11 protein-coding genes and 3 pseudogenes are annotated in these 14,499 nt (G+C 70.9%); 7 read left to right on the forward strand and 7 right to left on the reverse strand.

Annotated elements, in window-relative coordinates:
- Positions 1-13: 13 nt before the first annotated feature.
- From ACZ7MG_RS42025 to ACZ7MG_RS42035, 3 pseudogenes are all read left to right on the forward strand, one after another.
- Positions 14-267, forward strand: a pseudogene (locus ACZ7MG_RS42025) (hypothetical protein); the annotation flags it as partial.
- A gap of 13 nt (positions 268-280) precedes the next feature.
- Positions 281-405 (forward strand): annotated as a pseudogene (locus ACZ7MG_RS42030) (carbohydrate ABC transporter permease); the annotation flags it as partial.
- A 30-nt stretch (positions 406-435) separates the two neighbouring features.
- Positions 436-2,172, forward strand: a pseudogene (locus tag ACZ7MG_RS42035) (beta-galactosidase); the annotation flags it as partial.
- Positions 2,173-2,311: 139 nt separating this feature from the next.
- Here ACZ7MG_RS42035 and ACZ7MG_RS42040 read toward each other — a convergent pair.
- The 6 genes from ACZ7MG_RS42040 to ACZ7MG_RS42065 all read right to left on the reverse strand — a co-directional run bounded on the left by ACZ7MG_RS42040 (position 2,312) and on the right by ACZ7MG_RS42065 (position 7,549).
- A complete protein-coding gene (locus tag ACZ7MG_RS42040) occupies positions 2,312-3,199 on the reverse strand; it encodes an SMP-30/gluconolactonase/LRE family protein (protein ID WP_471395799.1) in 888 nt (295 codons plus the stop codon).
- Positions 3,200-3,213: 14 nt separating this feature from the next.
- The gene (locus ACZ7MG_RS42045; RefSeq protein ID WP_471395800.1) at positions 3,214-4,188 is read right to left on the reverse strand and encodes a sugar kinase; all 975 of its coding nucleotides are present in this window, start codon (positions 4,186-4,188) and stop codon (positions 3,214-3,216) included.
- On the reverse strand, positions 4,185-4,805 hold the full coding sequence (locus tag ACZ7MG_RS42050) for a bifunctional 4-hydroxy-2-oxoglutarate aldolase/2-dehydro-3-deoxy-phosphogluconate aldolase (RefSeq protein WP_471395801.1): 621 nt from the start codon (positions 4,803-4,805) through the stop codon (positions 4,185-4,187). The genes ACZ7MG_RS42045 and ACZ7MG_RS42050 overlap by 4 nt, the downstream gene beginning before the upstream one ends.
- 47 nt (positions 4,806-4,852) lie before the next feature.
- Positions 4,853-5,998 carry a galactonate dehydratase gene (gene dgoD / locus ACZ7MG_RS42055; RefSeq protein WP_471395802.1) on the reverse strand — a complete coding sequence of 382 codons (1,146 nt, stop codon included), beginning with the start codon at positions 5,996-5,998 and terminating at the stop codon, positions 4,853-4,855.
- Positions 5,995-6,741 (reverse strand): FadR/GntR family transcriptional regulator, encoded by a 747-nt coding sequence (locus tag ACZ7MG_RS42060; RefSeq protein WP_471395803.1) that lies wholly within the window; start codon positions 6,739-6,741, stop codon positions 5,995-5,997. Before ACZ7MG_RS42060 ends, dgoD begins: the two co-directional genes overlap by 4 nt.
- Positions 6,742-6,805: 64 nt before the next feature.
- Positions 6,806-7,549: an SDR family NAD(P)-dependent oxidoreductase gene (locus ACZ7MG_RS42065; protein ID WP_471395804.1), complete on the reverse strand. Its 744-nt coding sequence runs from the start codon at positions 7,547-7,549 to the stop codon at positions 6,806-6,808.
- Positions 7,550-7,714: 165 nt separating this feature from the next.
- On the opposite strand from ACZ7MG_RS42065, the gene ACZ7MG_RS42070 reads away from it, so the two are divergent.
- From ACZ7MG_RS42070 to ACZ7MG_RS42080, 3 genes are all read left to right on the forward strand, one after another.
- Entirely contained in the window at positions 7,715-9,064 is a 1,350-nt protein-coding gene (locus ACZ7MG_RS42070; protein WP_471395805.1) for an ABC transporter substrate-binding protein, read from the forward strand.
- Between the two features lie 64 nt (positions 9,065-9,128).
- Positions 9,129-10,034 carry a carbohydrate ABC transporter permease gene (locus ACZ7MG_RS42075; RefSeq protein WP_471395806.1) on the forward strand — a complete coding sequence of 302 codons (906 nt, stop codon included), beginning with the start codon at positions 9,129-9,131 and terminating at the stop codon, positions 10,032-10,034.
- Entirely contained in the window at positions 10,031-10,960 is a 930-nt protein-coding gene (locus ACZ7MG_RS42080) for a carbohydrate ABC transporter permease (protein ID WP_471395807.1), read from the forward strand. Before ACZ7MG_RS42075 ends, ACZ7MG_RS42080 begins: the two co-directional genes overlap by 4 nt.
- Before the next feature lie 69 nt (positions 10,961-11,029).
- Here the strand turns inward: ACZ7MG_RS42080 and ACZ7MG_RS42085 are convergent, their stop codons facing one another.
- On the reverse strand, positions 11,030-13,078 hold the full coding sequence (locus ACZ7MG_RS42085; protein WP_471395808.1) for a glycoside hydrolase family 2 protein: 2,049 nt from the start codon (positions 13,076-13,078) through the stop codon (positions 11,030-11,032).
- A 77-nt stretch (positions 13,079-13,155) separates the two neighbouring features.
- On the opposite strand from ACZ7MG_RS42085, the gene ACZ7MG_RS42090 reads away from it, so the two are divergent.
- Positions 13,156-14,436, forward strand: a complete 1,281-nt coding sequence (locus ACZ7MG_RS42090; RefSeq protein WP_471395809.1) for a cellulase-like family protein — start codon at positions 13,156-13,158, stop codon at positions 14,434-14,436.
- The last annotated feature ends 63 nt before the right edge of the window (positions 14,437-14,499 follow it).

Below are 14,499 nucleotides of genomic sequence, written 5' to 3' on the forward strand. Positions count from 1 at the left end.
GTCGAAACCGAGACCCGAAGGCGGCACACACGGAGCCGCCCCGGGCGCCACCCCCCGCAAGGTCCCGCAGGGGCACAAACGTCTACTGACCCGCCGTGACCGCATCACGCTCGGCTTCATGGCGGGCGTGCCCACCATCCTGCACGTGGCCCTGGTCTGGGCCTCATCGGGGCCAACAAGCCCGGCCACCACGTCGACTCGATCGGCGACCCCGGCCTCAACCTGCGGGCGATCCTCGTCGCCGCGTCCTGGCGGCACACCGGCTACACGTGCTGATCCGTACTTCACCGACCCCAACCTGGTCGCCGCCGGCGCCCTGCTCACCGCGATCCCCACCCTGATCGTGTACTTCGCGCTCCAGCGCCAGTTCGTCAGCGGACTCACGCCGGCGCCGACAAGGGCTGACCGCAGCCCCGTTCGAAAGCGACTCCGATCCGCAAGTACCCGGACGCGCTGCCGGTCGACAAGGACGGCAGGAGACTGTCGTACGGCAGCCGCCAGACGTTCTGCCCGTCCAGCCTCGCCTACCGCGAGGCGGCGCTGCGCATCGCCGGAGCCCTCGCCGAGCGCTATGCCGACCACTCCGCCGTCGCCATGTGGCATGTGCACAACGAGTACGGCTGCCACAACGACGCCTGCTACTGGGACACCGGTGCCGCCGCCTTCCGCACCTGGCTGCGCGCCCGCTACGGCGACGACCTGGACGCCCTCAACCACGCCTGGGGCACCACGTTCTGGAGCCAGTGGTACGAAGACTGGAACCAGATCCTGCCGCCCCGCGCCACCTCGGCCCCGCCGAACCCCACCCACCGGCCGGACTGGCGCCGCTTCTGCTCCGACGAACTGCTCTCCCTGTGCACGGCCGAACGTGAGGTGCTGCGCCGGGCCGCTCCGGATATCCCCGTGACCACCAACTTCCTTGTCCTGCGCACCATCGACGCCCTCGACTACTGGCGCTGGGCACCGGAGCTGGACATCCTCTCCAACGACCACTACCTGCTGTCCGACGACCCGGAGGCCGAGGTCGACATCGCCCTCCACGGCGACCTGATGCGCTCGCTCGCCGGCGGACCATGGTTCCTCATGGAGCACTCGACCGGCGCCGTCAACTGGCAGCCCGTCAACCGCGCCAAGCTCCCCGGGGAAATGCGGCGCAACGCCCTGGCGCACGTGGCGCACGGCGCCGACGGCATCGCGTTCTTCCAGTGGCGGGCCGCGAGGGCGGGCGCCGAGCAGTGGCACTCGGCGATGCTGCCGCACGCCGGCACGGACAGCCGGATCTGGCGGGATGTCGTCCAACTCGGCGCGGATCTGCGGGCGTTGGCCGAAGTGCGGGACTCCACCAGCACGGCACAGGTGGCGATCGTGTGGGACTGGGACGCCCGTTGGGCACTGGAACTGCCCTCCCAGCCCAGCGGTGAACTGCGTTACCAGGACCTGGTGCGCGACTGGTACACACCCCTGTGGCGGGCGGGGATCGCCGTCGACTTCGTACGCCCGGACGACCCCGAACTCGACCGCTACAAACTCGTCCTGGCACCCTCGCTGTACCTGGTCACCGAGGCAGCGGCGGCGAACCTGGCCCGGTTCGCCGAAGGTGGGGGCACGCTGGCCGTCGGCTTCCACAGCGGCATGGTCGACACCAACTGCCATGTGTACCTGGGCGGTTACCCCGGAGCGTTCCGTGATGTCCTCGGGGTCGTCACCGACGAACTCTTCCCTCTGCTGCCGGGACAGACGACCGGCCTGACCGGCGATGTGCCCTCCGGAGCCACGGCCGACCTGTGGTCGGAACGGATTCCGCTCACCGGCGCGGTGGCCGTCGCCTCCCACGCCGACGGCCCGCTGACCGGCCACCCTGCCGTCACTCGCCACCAGTACGGCAACGGCGCCGCCTGGTATGTGGCCACCCACCCGGACCGGGACACGCTCGCCGTGCTGCTCCACCGCATCCGCCAGGAGGCCGGCGTATCACCGGAGCGTGAGGTGCCTACGGGAGTCGAGGTCGTCCGGCGTCGTGGCGAGGAGGCCGACTACCTGTTCCTGATCGACCACGCCGGAAAGGGCGCCGAGGCGCCCGCCGAAGGCGTCGAACTCCTCACCGGCACACCGGTCACCGGAACCGTCCTCGTCCCGCCGGGAGGCGTCGCCGTCGTCCGCGAACCCCGCTGACCCACCTGCCGAAGGGCCGGGCCCCTCCGCACCACGCCAGGTGCACGGCCCAGGTCACTTCCGGCTCCACAGAGGCAACAGCCGCCACGTCGGCGCCGCCATGCATGAGCTGATAGGGAAGCGGCCGTGGCTGACGGTCTCAGTAGCCGGTCCGCCAGGAGCAGGCCGCCGTTCCCCCGACCGGTACGGGGACGCTGAGCACCGCGCCGGAGGCCGCGGTCGGGCTCGTCACTCCGTGCCGGGCCGTGGTGATGAAGAGGCGGTTGCCGTCCGGGGGCAGGCACACGGAGGTGGGGTGCGGGGCGGGGACGGTCAGGGTGTGGAGCAGGCGGCCGTCGGGGTGGTAGCGGCGGACCGCCCCGGCACCCCACAGCGCGATCCAGAGGCACCCCTCCTCGTCGACGGTCATCCCGTCCGGGCCGCCCTCGCCGGCCCGCAGGTGCGCGAAGGTCTCCGGGGCGCCCCGGAGGTCACCCGAGACGGGGTCGACCCGGCAGCGCAGGACGGTGCCGACAGCCGTGTCGGCGAGGTACATGGTGGTGCCGTCGGAGGTGAACGCCGGGCCGTTGGCGATGGTCAGGCCGTCGAGGACGCGTACGACGGTGCCGTCGGTGTCCGTGCGGTACAGCGACCCCGCGCCGGGGGTGGCGTCGTAGGCCATGCTGCCCGCCCAGAAGCGCCCCGCGGGGTCGGCGACGCCGTCGTTCATCCGGCTGGGGGCCGGGGTGCGGTCCTCGGGCCGGTCCAGCCATTCCAGCGCGCCGTCGGGGGTGAGCAGCGCGATGCCGGTGCCCGCGGCGGCGATCCAGGTGTCCGGGCGGCCGTGGACCGGCGCGACCGCCCCCAAGGGCACGTCGAGGCGGGCGAGTTGGTGCGGGCCGGTGGCGTCGCGGTCGTCGCGCAGTTCGAAGAGTCGGCCGCTGAGGATGTCGACGTACACGTACCGCCCGTCGAACCAGCGGCCTCCCTCGGCGAGTTCGTACGCTCCGTCCACGACGAGGGTCGCCGGCGCTGCCGTTGAGGTCATGTGTCGTCTCCTGGTCAGCGGATGGTCGTGCCGTCGGGCCGGTCGAGCAGGCCGAGCTCGTCCCGGGTCGGAAGGCCCTCCCAGTCGCCCCGGGTGGCGACGGCGAAGGCCGCGGTGGTGACGGCCCGGTGCAGCCGGGCCGGGATGTCCGCGCCGTCGAGGAGGCCGGAGAGGTAGCCGGCCACGAAGGCGTCGCCCGCGCCGACCAGATCGACCGCGTCGACCTGCCGGGCGGCGCGGTCGGTGGCCCCGTCGGCGGTGTGGGCGGTCGCGCCGCGCGCGCCCCGTTTGACGATCACCTCCGAGACGCCGGTGGACAGCACGGAGTGGACGGCCTCGGATTCGCTCCCGTCGGGACGGTCCGCCACCAGCGGCAGTTCGTCCTCGGAGGCGATGAGCAGGTCGGTGCGGGCGAGCAGCGGCCGGAGCGCGGTGCGGGCGCGGTCGGCGGTCCACAGCCGGGAGCGGTGGTTGACGTCGAGGCACACGGTGATGGCGGCTTCGCGGGCCGCGCCGGCGGCGGCCAGGACCGTTTCGGCCGCCGACGGGCTGAGCGCCGGGGTGATGCCGGTCAGGTGCAGGATGCGGGAACCCGGAGCCAGGGCGGGCAGGACGTCGGCCGGGGTGAGGGCCGAGCCGGCGGATCCGGCCCGGTAGTAGCTGACGCGGGTGAGCGTGCCCAGGCGGGGCTCGGTGAGCAGCAGTCCGGTGGGGCGGCCGGTGTCGTCGGTGCTCGCGTGGCTGGTGTCGACGCCCTCGGCGCGCAGGGTGCGCAGGACGAGCGCGCCGAGTTCGTCGGCGCCGACCCGGCCGGCCCAGCGCACCCGGTGTCCGAGCCGGGCGAGGCCGATGGCGACGTTGGACTCGGCTCCCGCGACGGACAGTCCGAGGCTGCCGCCGAGGCGTAGTGCGCCGTGGGCGCGGATCGCTGCCATGGTCTCGCCGAACGTGACGACCTCGGACGTGTTCCGGTCTGTCGAAGTCGTCACGGCGCCCCTCCCCCGGTCACCTCGCGGAACTCGGCCGCGCGGGCGCGGAGCCGCTCCAGGTCGCCGCCGTCGGCCGCGTCCCCGACCAGGGGTGAGCCGACGCCGACGGCGAGGGCGCCCCGCTCCAGGTAGTCGCGGGCGGCCGTCGCGTCCACTCCCCCGACGGGCACGAACGGCACCTCGGGGAACGGGTCGCGCAGGGCCCGCAGATACCCCGGGCCACCCAGAGAGCCGGGGAAGAGCTTGATCGCGGCAGCACCCCGCGCGAGGGCACCCTCGATCTCGGTCGGAGTGAGAGCCCCCATCAGCACGGGCACGCCGTACCGCTCCAGCCCGTCGACCAGGGCGGGGGTGACGAGGTAGGACGCGCCGGCGTCCACGGCGCGGGCCGCGTCCGCCGCCGAGCGTACGGTTCCCGCGCCCAGGAGCGCGTCGGGGCCGAGGTCGGCGCGGGCCCGGCTGATGACGGTCAGGGCGTCGGCGGTGGTCAGGGAGACCTCGACGGCCGCGACGCCCTCCTCGGTGAGGGTGTGGACGGTGCGCAGGGCCGCGGCGGGATCCTTGCCCCGTACGATCGCCAACAGGCGGTGGGTGCGCAGGGATTCCACCAGGTTCATGGGAGCGGGCTCTCCTTTGGGTTGGGGGTGTGGGGGCCTGGTGGTGCTCACCATTCGGTGAACGCCCCGTCGGCGCCCCGCCATACGGGGTTGCGCCAGCGGTGTCCGGTCTCGGCGGCCCGGCGTACCGCCTTCTCGTCGATGTCGACGCCGAGGCCCGGGCGGGTGGAGGCGACGGCGTATCCGTCCTGGAAGCGGAAGGGTTCGGGGTCCATCACGTACTCCAGCAGGTCGCACTGCTGGTTGTAGTGGATGCCCATGCTCTGTTCCTGGATGAGGAAGTTCGGCACGGAGAAGGCGATCTGCAGGCTCGCGGCGAGGGCGATCGGGCCGAGCGGGCAGTGCGGGGCCATGGCGACGTCGTACGTCTCGGCCATGGCGGCGATGCGGCGGACCTCGGAGATGCCGCCGGCGTGCGACAGGTCGGGCTGGGCGACGGCGATGCCGCTGGCCAGGACCTCGCGGAAGTCCCAGCGGGAGTAGAGGCGTTCGCCGGTGGCGAGGGGGATGTTCGTGGACTCCACCAGGCTGCGCAGGTGGTGCGAGTGTTCCGGTGCGACGGGTTCCTCGACGAACAGGGGGTGCAGGGGTTCGAGCAGGGGCAGTAGTCGGCGTGACATGGCGGTGGAGGCCCGGCCGTGGAAGTCGACGGCGATGTCCCGTTCGTCGCCGAGGACTTCGCGGACGGCCGCGACGCGTTCGACGACCTCGGCGGTGCGGGCGGGGGTGTCGATGGGGGCGAGTTCGGCCGAGGCGTTCATCTTGACGGCGGTGAAGCCCGCCTTCATCTGTTCCTCGGCCAGTTCGGCGACGTCACTGGGCCGGTCCCCGCCGATCCAGGCGTACATCCGGACGCGGTCGCGAACGGGGCCGCCGAGGAGGCGGTGCACGGGGACGCCGTAGGTCTTGCCGGCGATGTCCCACAGGGCCTGGTCGATGCCGGCGACGGCGCTGGAGAGGATGGGGCCGCCCCGGTAGAAGCCGCCCTTGGTGAGCACCTGCCAGTGGTCCTCGATGCGCAGCGGGTCCCGGCCGACGAGGTAGTCGGCCAGTTCGTGGACGGCCGCGCGGACGGTCTCGGCGCGGCCCTCGATCACGGGCTCGCCCCAGCCGGTGACGCCCTCGTCGGTGGTGACGCGCAGGAACAGCCAGCGCGGAGCGACCAGGAAGGTCTCAAGTCCGGTTATCTTCAAGGAGTTTCCTCGGGGAGCGGGTCGGTCGCGAGGCCGTCGCGGCTTTCCTGGGCCTGGACGGCGGCGAGGTCGTGGGACGCCTGCGCGAGCAGGGACTCGACGGCGGCCACCGCCGCGTCCGGGTCGCCCGCCTCGACCGCCGTCAGCAGTTCCTGGTGCACGGGGATGGAGTCGGAGAAGTGCAGGGCGCCGTGCACGATGCGGTCGCGGACGCGCAGGCCGGCCTCGATGACGACCTCCATCCGGCTGAGCAGTTCGTTGTGCGCGGCGTCCAGCAGGGCGCGGTGGAAGGCGAGGTCCGCCTCGACCATCGCCTCCGCGTCCGTCCCGGCCGCCGCCATCGCGTCGAGCGCCCGGCGCAGCGCGTCCAGGTCGGCCGGGGTGCGGCGGGCCGCGGCGAGCCGTGCTCCGGCGGGTTCGACTATGGCGCGGACCTCGGCGAGGTCCTCCAGGAAGCCGTCGGTGGGAGCGCTGCTGCCCTGCCAGCGCAGCAGGTCGCTGTCGAGCAGGTTCCAGTCGGCGCGGGGCCGGATGGTCGTACCGCGTTTCTGCTTCGATTCGAGCAGGCCCTTGGACGCCAGTACGCGCAGCGCCTCGCGCACCACGGTCTTGCTGACGCCGAGTTCCGTCTCGAACTTGACCGGGTCCACCACGGAGCCCGGAGGGTAGTCGCCGCGGATGATGCGTCGGCCCAGCTCTTCCACCGCCTGGCCGTGCAGCCCCCTGCCGGGATGGGTCACCACGTTCTCCGTTTCCGTGCCGGTCCTGTTCGGGGCGGCCGAGCACCCATCGCTGGGGACGTGCCGCTCACGAGGACTCCTTCATGACGCTCCATCCTCCATCAACCACGAGACTCGCTCCGGTCACATAGGAGGCGTCCGGGGATGCCAGGAAGGCGACGGCGGCGGCCACCTCCTCCGGCTGCCCGAACCGCTTCGCGGCCGTGGCCGCCACACTGCGCGCCCGGTCGGCCTCCGGGATCCCGTCCCACGCGGCGGTGAGGATGGGGCCGGGCAGAACGGTGTTGACCCGGATGTGCGGGCCGTACTCGACGGCCAGCTGCCGCCCCAGCGAGCACAGCGCGCCCTTCGCGGCGGCGTAGGCGGCATGGCCCGGCAGGCCGATGACCGCGTGGACCGAGGAGGTGAGGATCACGCACCCCGAGGCCTGGCGCAGCGGGCCCGCGAAGGTCTTCATCCCGCGCCAGGCCGGCTTCAGCAGGACGGCCATCTGACCGTCCCACTCGGCCTCGCTCAACTCGTGTGCGGGCTTGTTGAGTTGCGCGAAGGCGTTGCTGTGCAGGACGTCCAGCCGGCCGTGGTGCTCGTCGACGTGGCGGGCCAGGTTCTCCCAGTCGGCGGCCGAGGTCACATCGCAGCGGACGTACTCCGCCCGGCCGCCGCCGTCCTCGATGCCCGCGGCCAGCGCCTTGCCCGCGGCGTCGTCCACGTCGGTGAGCACGACGGCCGCGCCCTCCTCGGCGAGCCTTCGGGCGGTGGCCGCGCCGATCCCGTGCGCGGCACCGGTGATCACCGCCACGCGTCCCGCCATCCTGCGGCACTCCGTCATCGTGTCCGTCTCCTGTCTCGTGCTGCACTCACCATAGCTCTTTCAATTAATTATGAATATATCTTGACGGCGTGGCGATGACGCTCCAACACTGACCGGCAGGCAACAGGCGCCTCCCGCACGAAGCCAGGAAGGGACCTCACCCCGATGAGCCGCACCACACACCTCCGCAGAAAAAGCCGGGCCGCACTCGCAGTGACCCTTGCCGCCACCGCCCTGCTGATCTCCGCCTGCGGGGGTTCCAGCGGTTCGAAGGACCCCGAACTCCAGAAACCCGCCAAGCCCGGCGAGAAGGTCGACCTGCGCTTCTGGTCGTGGGTTCCCGGTGTCGACAAGGCCGTCGACAAGTGGAACGCCACCCACCCGGACATCCACGTCAAACTGGAGAAGATCCCGTCGGGCAGCAGCGGCGGCTACGCGAAGATGCGCGCCGCGCTCAAGAGCGGCAACGCGCCCGACCTGGCACAGGTGGAGTACCAGGAGATCCCGTCGTTCCTGCTGGAGAACGGCCTGGTGGACCTGTCCCGGTACGGCGCGGACAAGGCCCGGTCGAAGTTCGTGGACTGGCAGTGGCAGCAGGGAGTCTTCGACTCGAAGGTCTACGCGATCCCCCAGGCGTCCGGTCCGATGGGCCTGTTCTACCGCTCCGACCTGTTCAAGAAGTGGGGCATCGAACCGCCCGCCACCTGGGACGAGTTCGCCCAGGCCGCGGAGAAGGTCCACGACGCCGACCCGAAGGCGTACATCAGCACCTTCCCGCCCGGCAACTCCGCCTGGTTCACCGCGCTCGCCTGGCAGGCCGGCGCCAAGTGGTTCGGCGTGGACGGCGACACCTGGTCGGTGAACATCGACTCCCCGCAGACCCTCAAGGTCGCCGCCTTCTGGGACGACCTGCGCACCAAGAAAGTGATCAAGACCGAACCCGACTTCGCCAACGGCTGGTACAAGGACCTGCAGTCCGGTGGCATCACCTCATGGGTCAGCGCCCAGTGGGGCGACGCCATCATCAGCGGAAACGCTCCGAAGACCAGCGGCAAATGGGCGGTAGCGCCCATGCCGCAGTGGACGAAGGGCGCGAACGTGTCCGCGAACTGGGGTGGATCCTCCACCGCTGTCCTCAAGGGCGCCAAGCACATCCCCGAGGCATTGAAGTTCGCCGAATGGCTCAACACCGACCCCGCGAGCGTCGATCTGCTGCTGCAGGGCGGATACGGCTGGCCCGCGGGGGCCGACGCGTACAAGGGCTCCTCGCTGGACAAGCCGTCGGAGTTCTTCGGAGGCCAGAAGTACAACGAGGTCTTCGCGCAGGCGGACAAGAGCATCGACAACTCGTGGAAGTGGATACCGACGATCGACGCCACCTACCAGCACCTCAACGACGGCTTCCAGGCCGCCCTGGCCGGCAAGGGCACGTTCGTCTCGGCGGTCAAGCAGGCGCAGCAGCAGACCGTCGAGGACCTGAAGAGGAAGGGACTGAAGGTCTCCACCGGCAAGTGACCACCTCCGGAGGGCGCGACGCGGCCGCCGTCGTCGCCCCCTCCGGACTCCAGAAAGAACCCAGATGACCACCCGAGCGCCCCGCCGCCGCAGAAACCTGGCGCCCCTCGCCTTCGTCGCGCCGTTCCTCCTGCTGTTCCTCCTGACCTTCGCCCTCCCCATCGGCTACGCCGTCCACCAGAGCGTCATGGACGTCGAGTACACCGGAGCCCTTGGCCTCGGCGGCAGCCACAGCGTCTTCGTAGGGCTGAACAACTACTCCGACGCGTTGTCCGACAGCGCTTTTCTGCGCAGCATCGGCCGCGTCCTGCTGTTCGCGGCCGTCCAGGTGCCGGTGATGGTCGCGTTGTCCGCCGGGCTCGCACTGCTGCTGGACAGCGCCTCGGCCCGAGGCGTGCGGTTCTTCCGCGCCGCCTACTTCCTGCCCTACGGCGTCCCTGGGGTCATCGCGTCCATCCTGTGGGGCTTCCTGTACGTACCGGGAGTCAGCCCTCTCGTCGACGGCATGCGCCACCTGGGGATATCCGTCGACCTGTTGGGCGGGAACACGGTTCTCTGGTCCATCGCGAACATCGTCACCTGGGAGTTCGCCGGCTACAACATCCTGGTTCTCGTCGCCCAGTTGCGTACGATCCCCGCGGAGCTGTACGAGGCCGCCCGCATCGACGGCGCCAGTGCGTGGGCGACGGTACGGCACGTCAAACTGCCGCTGCTGCGCCCGGCACTGATCCTCACCACGGTCTTCACCATCATCGGCACACTGCAGCTGTTCGCGGAACCGCTGGTGCTCAAACCCGTCTCGTCGAGCATCAACAGCTCCTACACCCCCAACCTCAGCGCCTACAACGAGGCGTTCACCAACGACAACTACCACCTCGCCGCTGCCGAGGCGGTGCTGCTCGCGCTCGCCGCGTTCGTGCTCTCTTTCGGTTTCCTGCGGCTGATCAACAAGAGAGGTGGGGACGCGTGAGCCTCCAGACACCGGCCCGCACACTCCCGCCGAGGGGCGAGACGCCGGCCTCCCACGACGGCACGACACCGCGCGGCGGCATCACCGGGGTCACCACGCGCAGCCGCATCCTGGTCACCGGCCTGCTCGTGGCGGCCGCGGGGTACTTCCTGCTCCCGGTGTACTGGCTGGTCGTGGCGTCCACCAAGTCCACCGGCGATCTGTTCGGCACCTTCGGGCTGTGGTTCTCCCATCCCCAGTTCCTGAGCAACCTGTACCAGGTGGTCACCTACGACGACGCGATCTACCTGCGCTGGGCCGCCAACAGCGTGCTGTACGCGGGCGTCGGCGCGGGTGTGGCGACGCTGCTTGCCGCGATGTGCGGGTACGCGCTGGCCAAGTTCTCCTTCACCGGTCGCGACACGCTCTTCAACATCGTGCTGGGCGGTGTCCTGATCCCTGCCACGGCGCTGGCACTGCCGATGTACCTGCTGTTCAGCAAGGCGGGCCTGGCGAACACCTACTGGGCCGTGCTGCTGCCGAGCTTCGTCAGTCCCTTCGGCGTGTACCTGTGCCGGATCTACGCGGCGGCGTCCATACCGGACGAGCTGCTGGAGGCTGCCCGCATCGACGGCGCGGGAGAGGCCCGCATCTTCAGGGTCGTGGGGCTGCGCATCATGACCCCCGCCCTGGTGACGATCTTCCTCTTCCAGTTCGTCGGCATCTGGAACAACTACTTCCTGCCGCTGGTCATGCTGTCCGACTCCAAGCTCTACCCCATCACCCTCGGTCTGACGTCGTGGCAGTCCTTCGCCGACCGCCAACCGCAGCTCTACCAGCTGACCGTCGGAGGTGCGTTCGTCTCCGTCGTCCCGCTGATGATCGCCATGGTCGCCCTGCAGCGCTTCTGGCGCAGCGGTCTGACCGAGGGCAGCGTCAAGGGCTGACAGCTCAACAGGCCGGCGACAGGCTGAAGGGGGGAGAGGCGGACCGCCTCTCCCCCCTTCGGCTCCGGCTCACCGGCCCCGGGGGTTCACCGCCTCGCGGAACGCGTCGTGGACGAGCTTGGGCCGCTCCTCGGCGAAGGTGAGCAGGCCCATGACCGAGATGCCGTTGTAGGCCTGGTTGTATCCGGCACGCTGCTTGTAGTCCTTGAGCACCCAGTAGGTGAACCCGGCGACGAACTCGCTGCGTGCGGTCACCTGGTCCCAGTGGGCGGTGAAGCTCGCCGCCTGCCACTCCTCCGTGCCCTGTGTGGTGGCGGGGCCGTGGGTGCCTGCGATCGACCAGGTGCCGTTCTCGGTGATGAGGATCGGCTTGTCGGGGTACTTCGCGTGCACCGCGTCCAGGGTGGGGCCGAGGTCGGCGTCCTTGCCGTAGAAGTAGCCGAAGTACTCGTTGAACCCGATCACGTCGGCGAGGTCGTAGGCGGGGTCGTTGCTGGTGTTGGAGGCCCAGGTCACCGGGCGGGCGGTGAGGTCGACGGCCTTGACGGCCGCCTTCATGTCGGCGAGCCAGGCCCGGTAGACCGGTGCGCCGCCGGAGTCGATCTCCGACTCGTTCTGCAGACACCAGAGAATCACCGACGGGTGGTTGTGCTGGTTCCAGGCCATGGTCAGGGCCAGGGCCCGGGCGAGGCCGTAGCGCTCGGTCTGGAGCTTCTCCTGGGGGGTGTTGAGCCACATGGTGTCGATGTCGTCCATCACCAGCACACCGTGCTCGTCCGCCCAGTCGTAGACGTAAGGGTGGCGGTTGTAGACGCAGTTGCGGATGAAGTTGGCGCCCACCGCCGTGACATGGCCCAGTTCCCGGTCGTACTCGGCCGGCGTCATCGCCCTGCCGTGCGCGGCCGTCTCCTCGTGCCAGTTGAGGCCCTTGAGGAACAGCGGCTTGCCGTTCAGCCGCAACTGCGCGCTGTCGACCGTCAGTTCGCGCACGCCGTACACGGTGGACAGCGTGTCCACGCGCGCGCCTCCGTGCTTCCCGGCGGTCAGGGTGGCGCGGGCGGTGAGCGTGCGCGGCGCGGCCGGGCTCCAGCGGGGTGCGCCGGGTATGCGGACCGCGACCCGTACGACGCCCGCCGACCGGGCGGGGATCCGGGCCGCGACGACGGTGGGCCGGCCGCCGCTGCCCCGGCCGGGGTCGAGGGTGAGCCGGCCGTCGAAGTCGGCGGCGCCGTGGTTCTCGACGACCGCGTGGGCCTCCAGGCGCCCGTTCGCGGTGGACACGAGCAGTTTGGCGAGGGTGACCTTCGGGACCGCCTCGATCCAGGCCGACCGGGTGAGTCCCGCGTAGGGCCAGTAGTCGACGGGCTTGTACGGCAGTTCGTGGTCGTCGGTGACGGGCTGCGGCGTCGTGGAGGTGTAGTCGGTGTAGCTCGCCCGGCGGAAGACCCGCACGGCGATCGTCTGGCGGGTCCCCGGCCGCAGGGCCCCGGCCACGGGGAGCGCGAAGGGCGAGTTGGCGCCCTCGTGTTTGCCGAGGTGTCTGCCGTCGAGCCAGACCTCGGCGCTGTAGCCGGCGGCCAGGAAGGCGATGCGGACGTGCCGGGCGCGCCAGGACGCGGGCACGTCGACGGTGGTGCGGTACCAGGCGTAGCCGTCCTCGAACGCCGTGCCCTTGCCGAAGGGGGCGGTCTCCGAGCCGAAGTCCGGGGTGTCCAGCAGGTCCCAGGCCGACGGGACGTCGATACGGCCCCAGTCCCGGTCGTCGTGGCGCGGGGACTGCCAGCCCTGGCCGAGCCCCTCGTCGGCGGGGTCGAAGCGGAAGCGCCACCGCTTGTCGAGGGACAGGTACTCGCGCGTGGGCTCGCGGGTGCGCCAGCCGTCGAAGGCGGGGAGCACCGTGCCGTACTGGAAGACGACGTTGGTGCCGCCGATGTCGCGCACATGGGTGCCGGAGGGTTCCGTGGCCGGGTGGGAGTCGAGCACCGGGCCGTTCGCGGCGGCGGACGCCGGGCCGTCCGCCGCGTGTGCTGTCTCCGGCCAGGCCGGCAGGGCGACGGCGGCGGCCACGCCGAGCGCCGTGACGACGGTGCGCCGGGACGGGTGGATGGGTTCGGTCATGGCACATGAGCCTGGGGAGTCCCGTCACCCCTGTCAAGCATTATTCATAATTAATGAATTGAGCTACCGTGCCCCCCATGACGACACAGACAACACAGACGACACAGCACCGGGCAATGGCCATCACCCTGTGGGACTTCAGCTGGTACACCCAGGCAGGACCCGGCGAGCCGTTCGCCGACCTCGACCGCGCCTTCGCCGAGGCGGTGGACCGGGGCTTCAACACCGTGCGCGTCTGCGCCATGCCCTTCCTGCTGTTCTCCGGGCGCGTCAAGGATCCGGAGTCGATCCAGGTCCGCGGTCTGGGCGAGGAGTTCGGACAGCGCACCCGCTGGTACGACGTGCGCGGCGGCTACCCCCTGGACGGCCGCCGGCGGCTCGTCGAGCTGTTCGAGGCGGCCGCCCGCCACGACTGCAAGGTGATCGTGTCGTCCTGGGAGTACCAGCAGTCCCCCAGTTTCGCCGACACCGACACCTGGCACCGCGCCCTGGCCGAGGTCCCCGGCCCGGACCGTGCGGAGGCGGTGGCCGAGGCACTCGCCGGACTCCTCGACTTCCTCACCGAGCGCGGACTGGCCGAGCAGGTCGCCTACGTCGAGGTGCACAACGAGGTCGACAACTGCTCCCTGGTACCGCGCGACGGCACCACCCACTACTCCTACCTGCACGGCCCCCTCGACCGCGCCGTGAAGCTGCTGCGGGCCCGCCACCCCGGCATCACCGTCACCTACTCGCTGGGCGAGCCCTGGCCGAGCGAGATCGAGGACCTGCCGGAGGGGGCGCAGATCGCCCACTTCCACTTCTACGTCTACGGCGTGCTCGGCGCACTCTACGAGGCGGTCGGACTCGGCCACGGCACCGAAGCCGCCCCCGAGACGGCCGCCTGGCCCACCCCCGAACTCGCCGCCATGCTGCGCCCCGACGCACCCGCCTTCGCCGACTACCAGCCCGACGAGCCCTGGCGCCTGGCCGCCACCGGCATCCCGCGCGAACTGTTCTACGCGCACGACTGGGTCGACCCCGACCGCTGGGACCTGTGGCTCTACGAGAACTACGCCGCACACCGGCAGGCCATGCGGGACACGCTGGCCTCATGGGTCGACTCCGTCGCCGAGTTCGCCGCCCGGCGCGGCATCCCGGCCGTCCTCGGCGAGGGTGTCGTGGGGTACACCCCGCTGCTGACCCGCTTCGAGGAGGACGCGGTCGGCAAGGACATCGCCGAGTTCGTCGTCGACCGCTGCCTCGCCGCGGGCTTCCAGGGCGTCGTCCTGACCTCCAACGCGGCCCCGCACCACCCCATGTGGCACACCGACCGGGACTGGATGCGACGGGTCAACGCCCGCGTCACCGCACCCTGACGGCGTGACTTCCACCGGGATCCTCTCCTCCTCTCCCTCTCCCTCTTGCCCTTCTACCCTTGC

This window comes from Streptomyces sp. NPDC107538 (assembly GCF_055657445.1).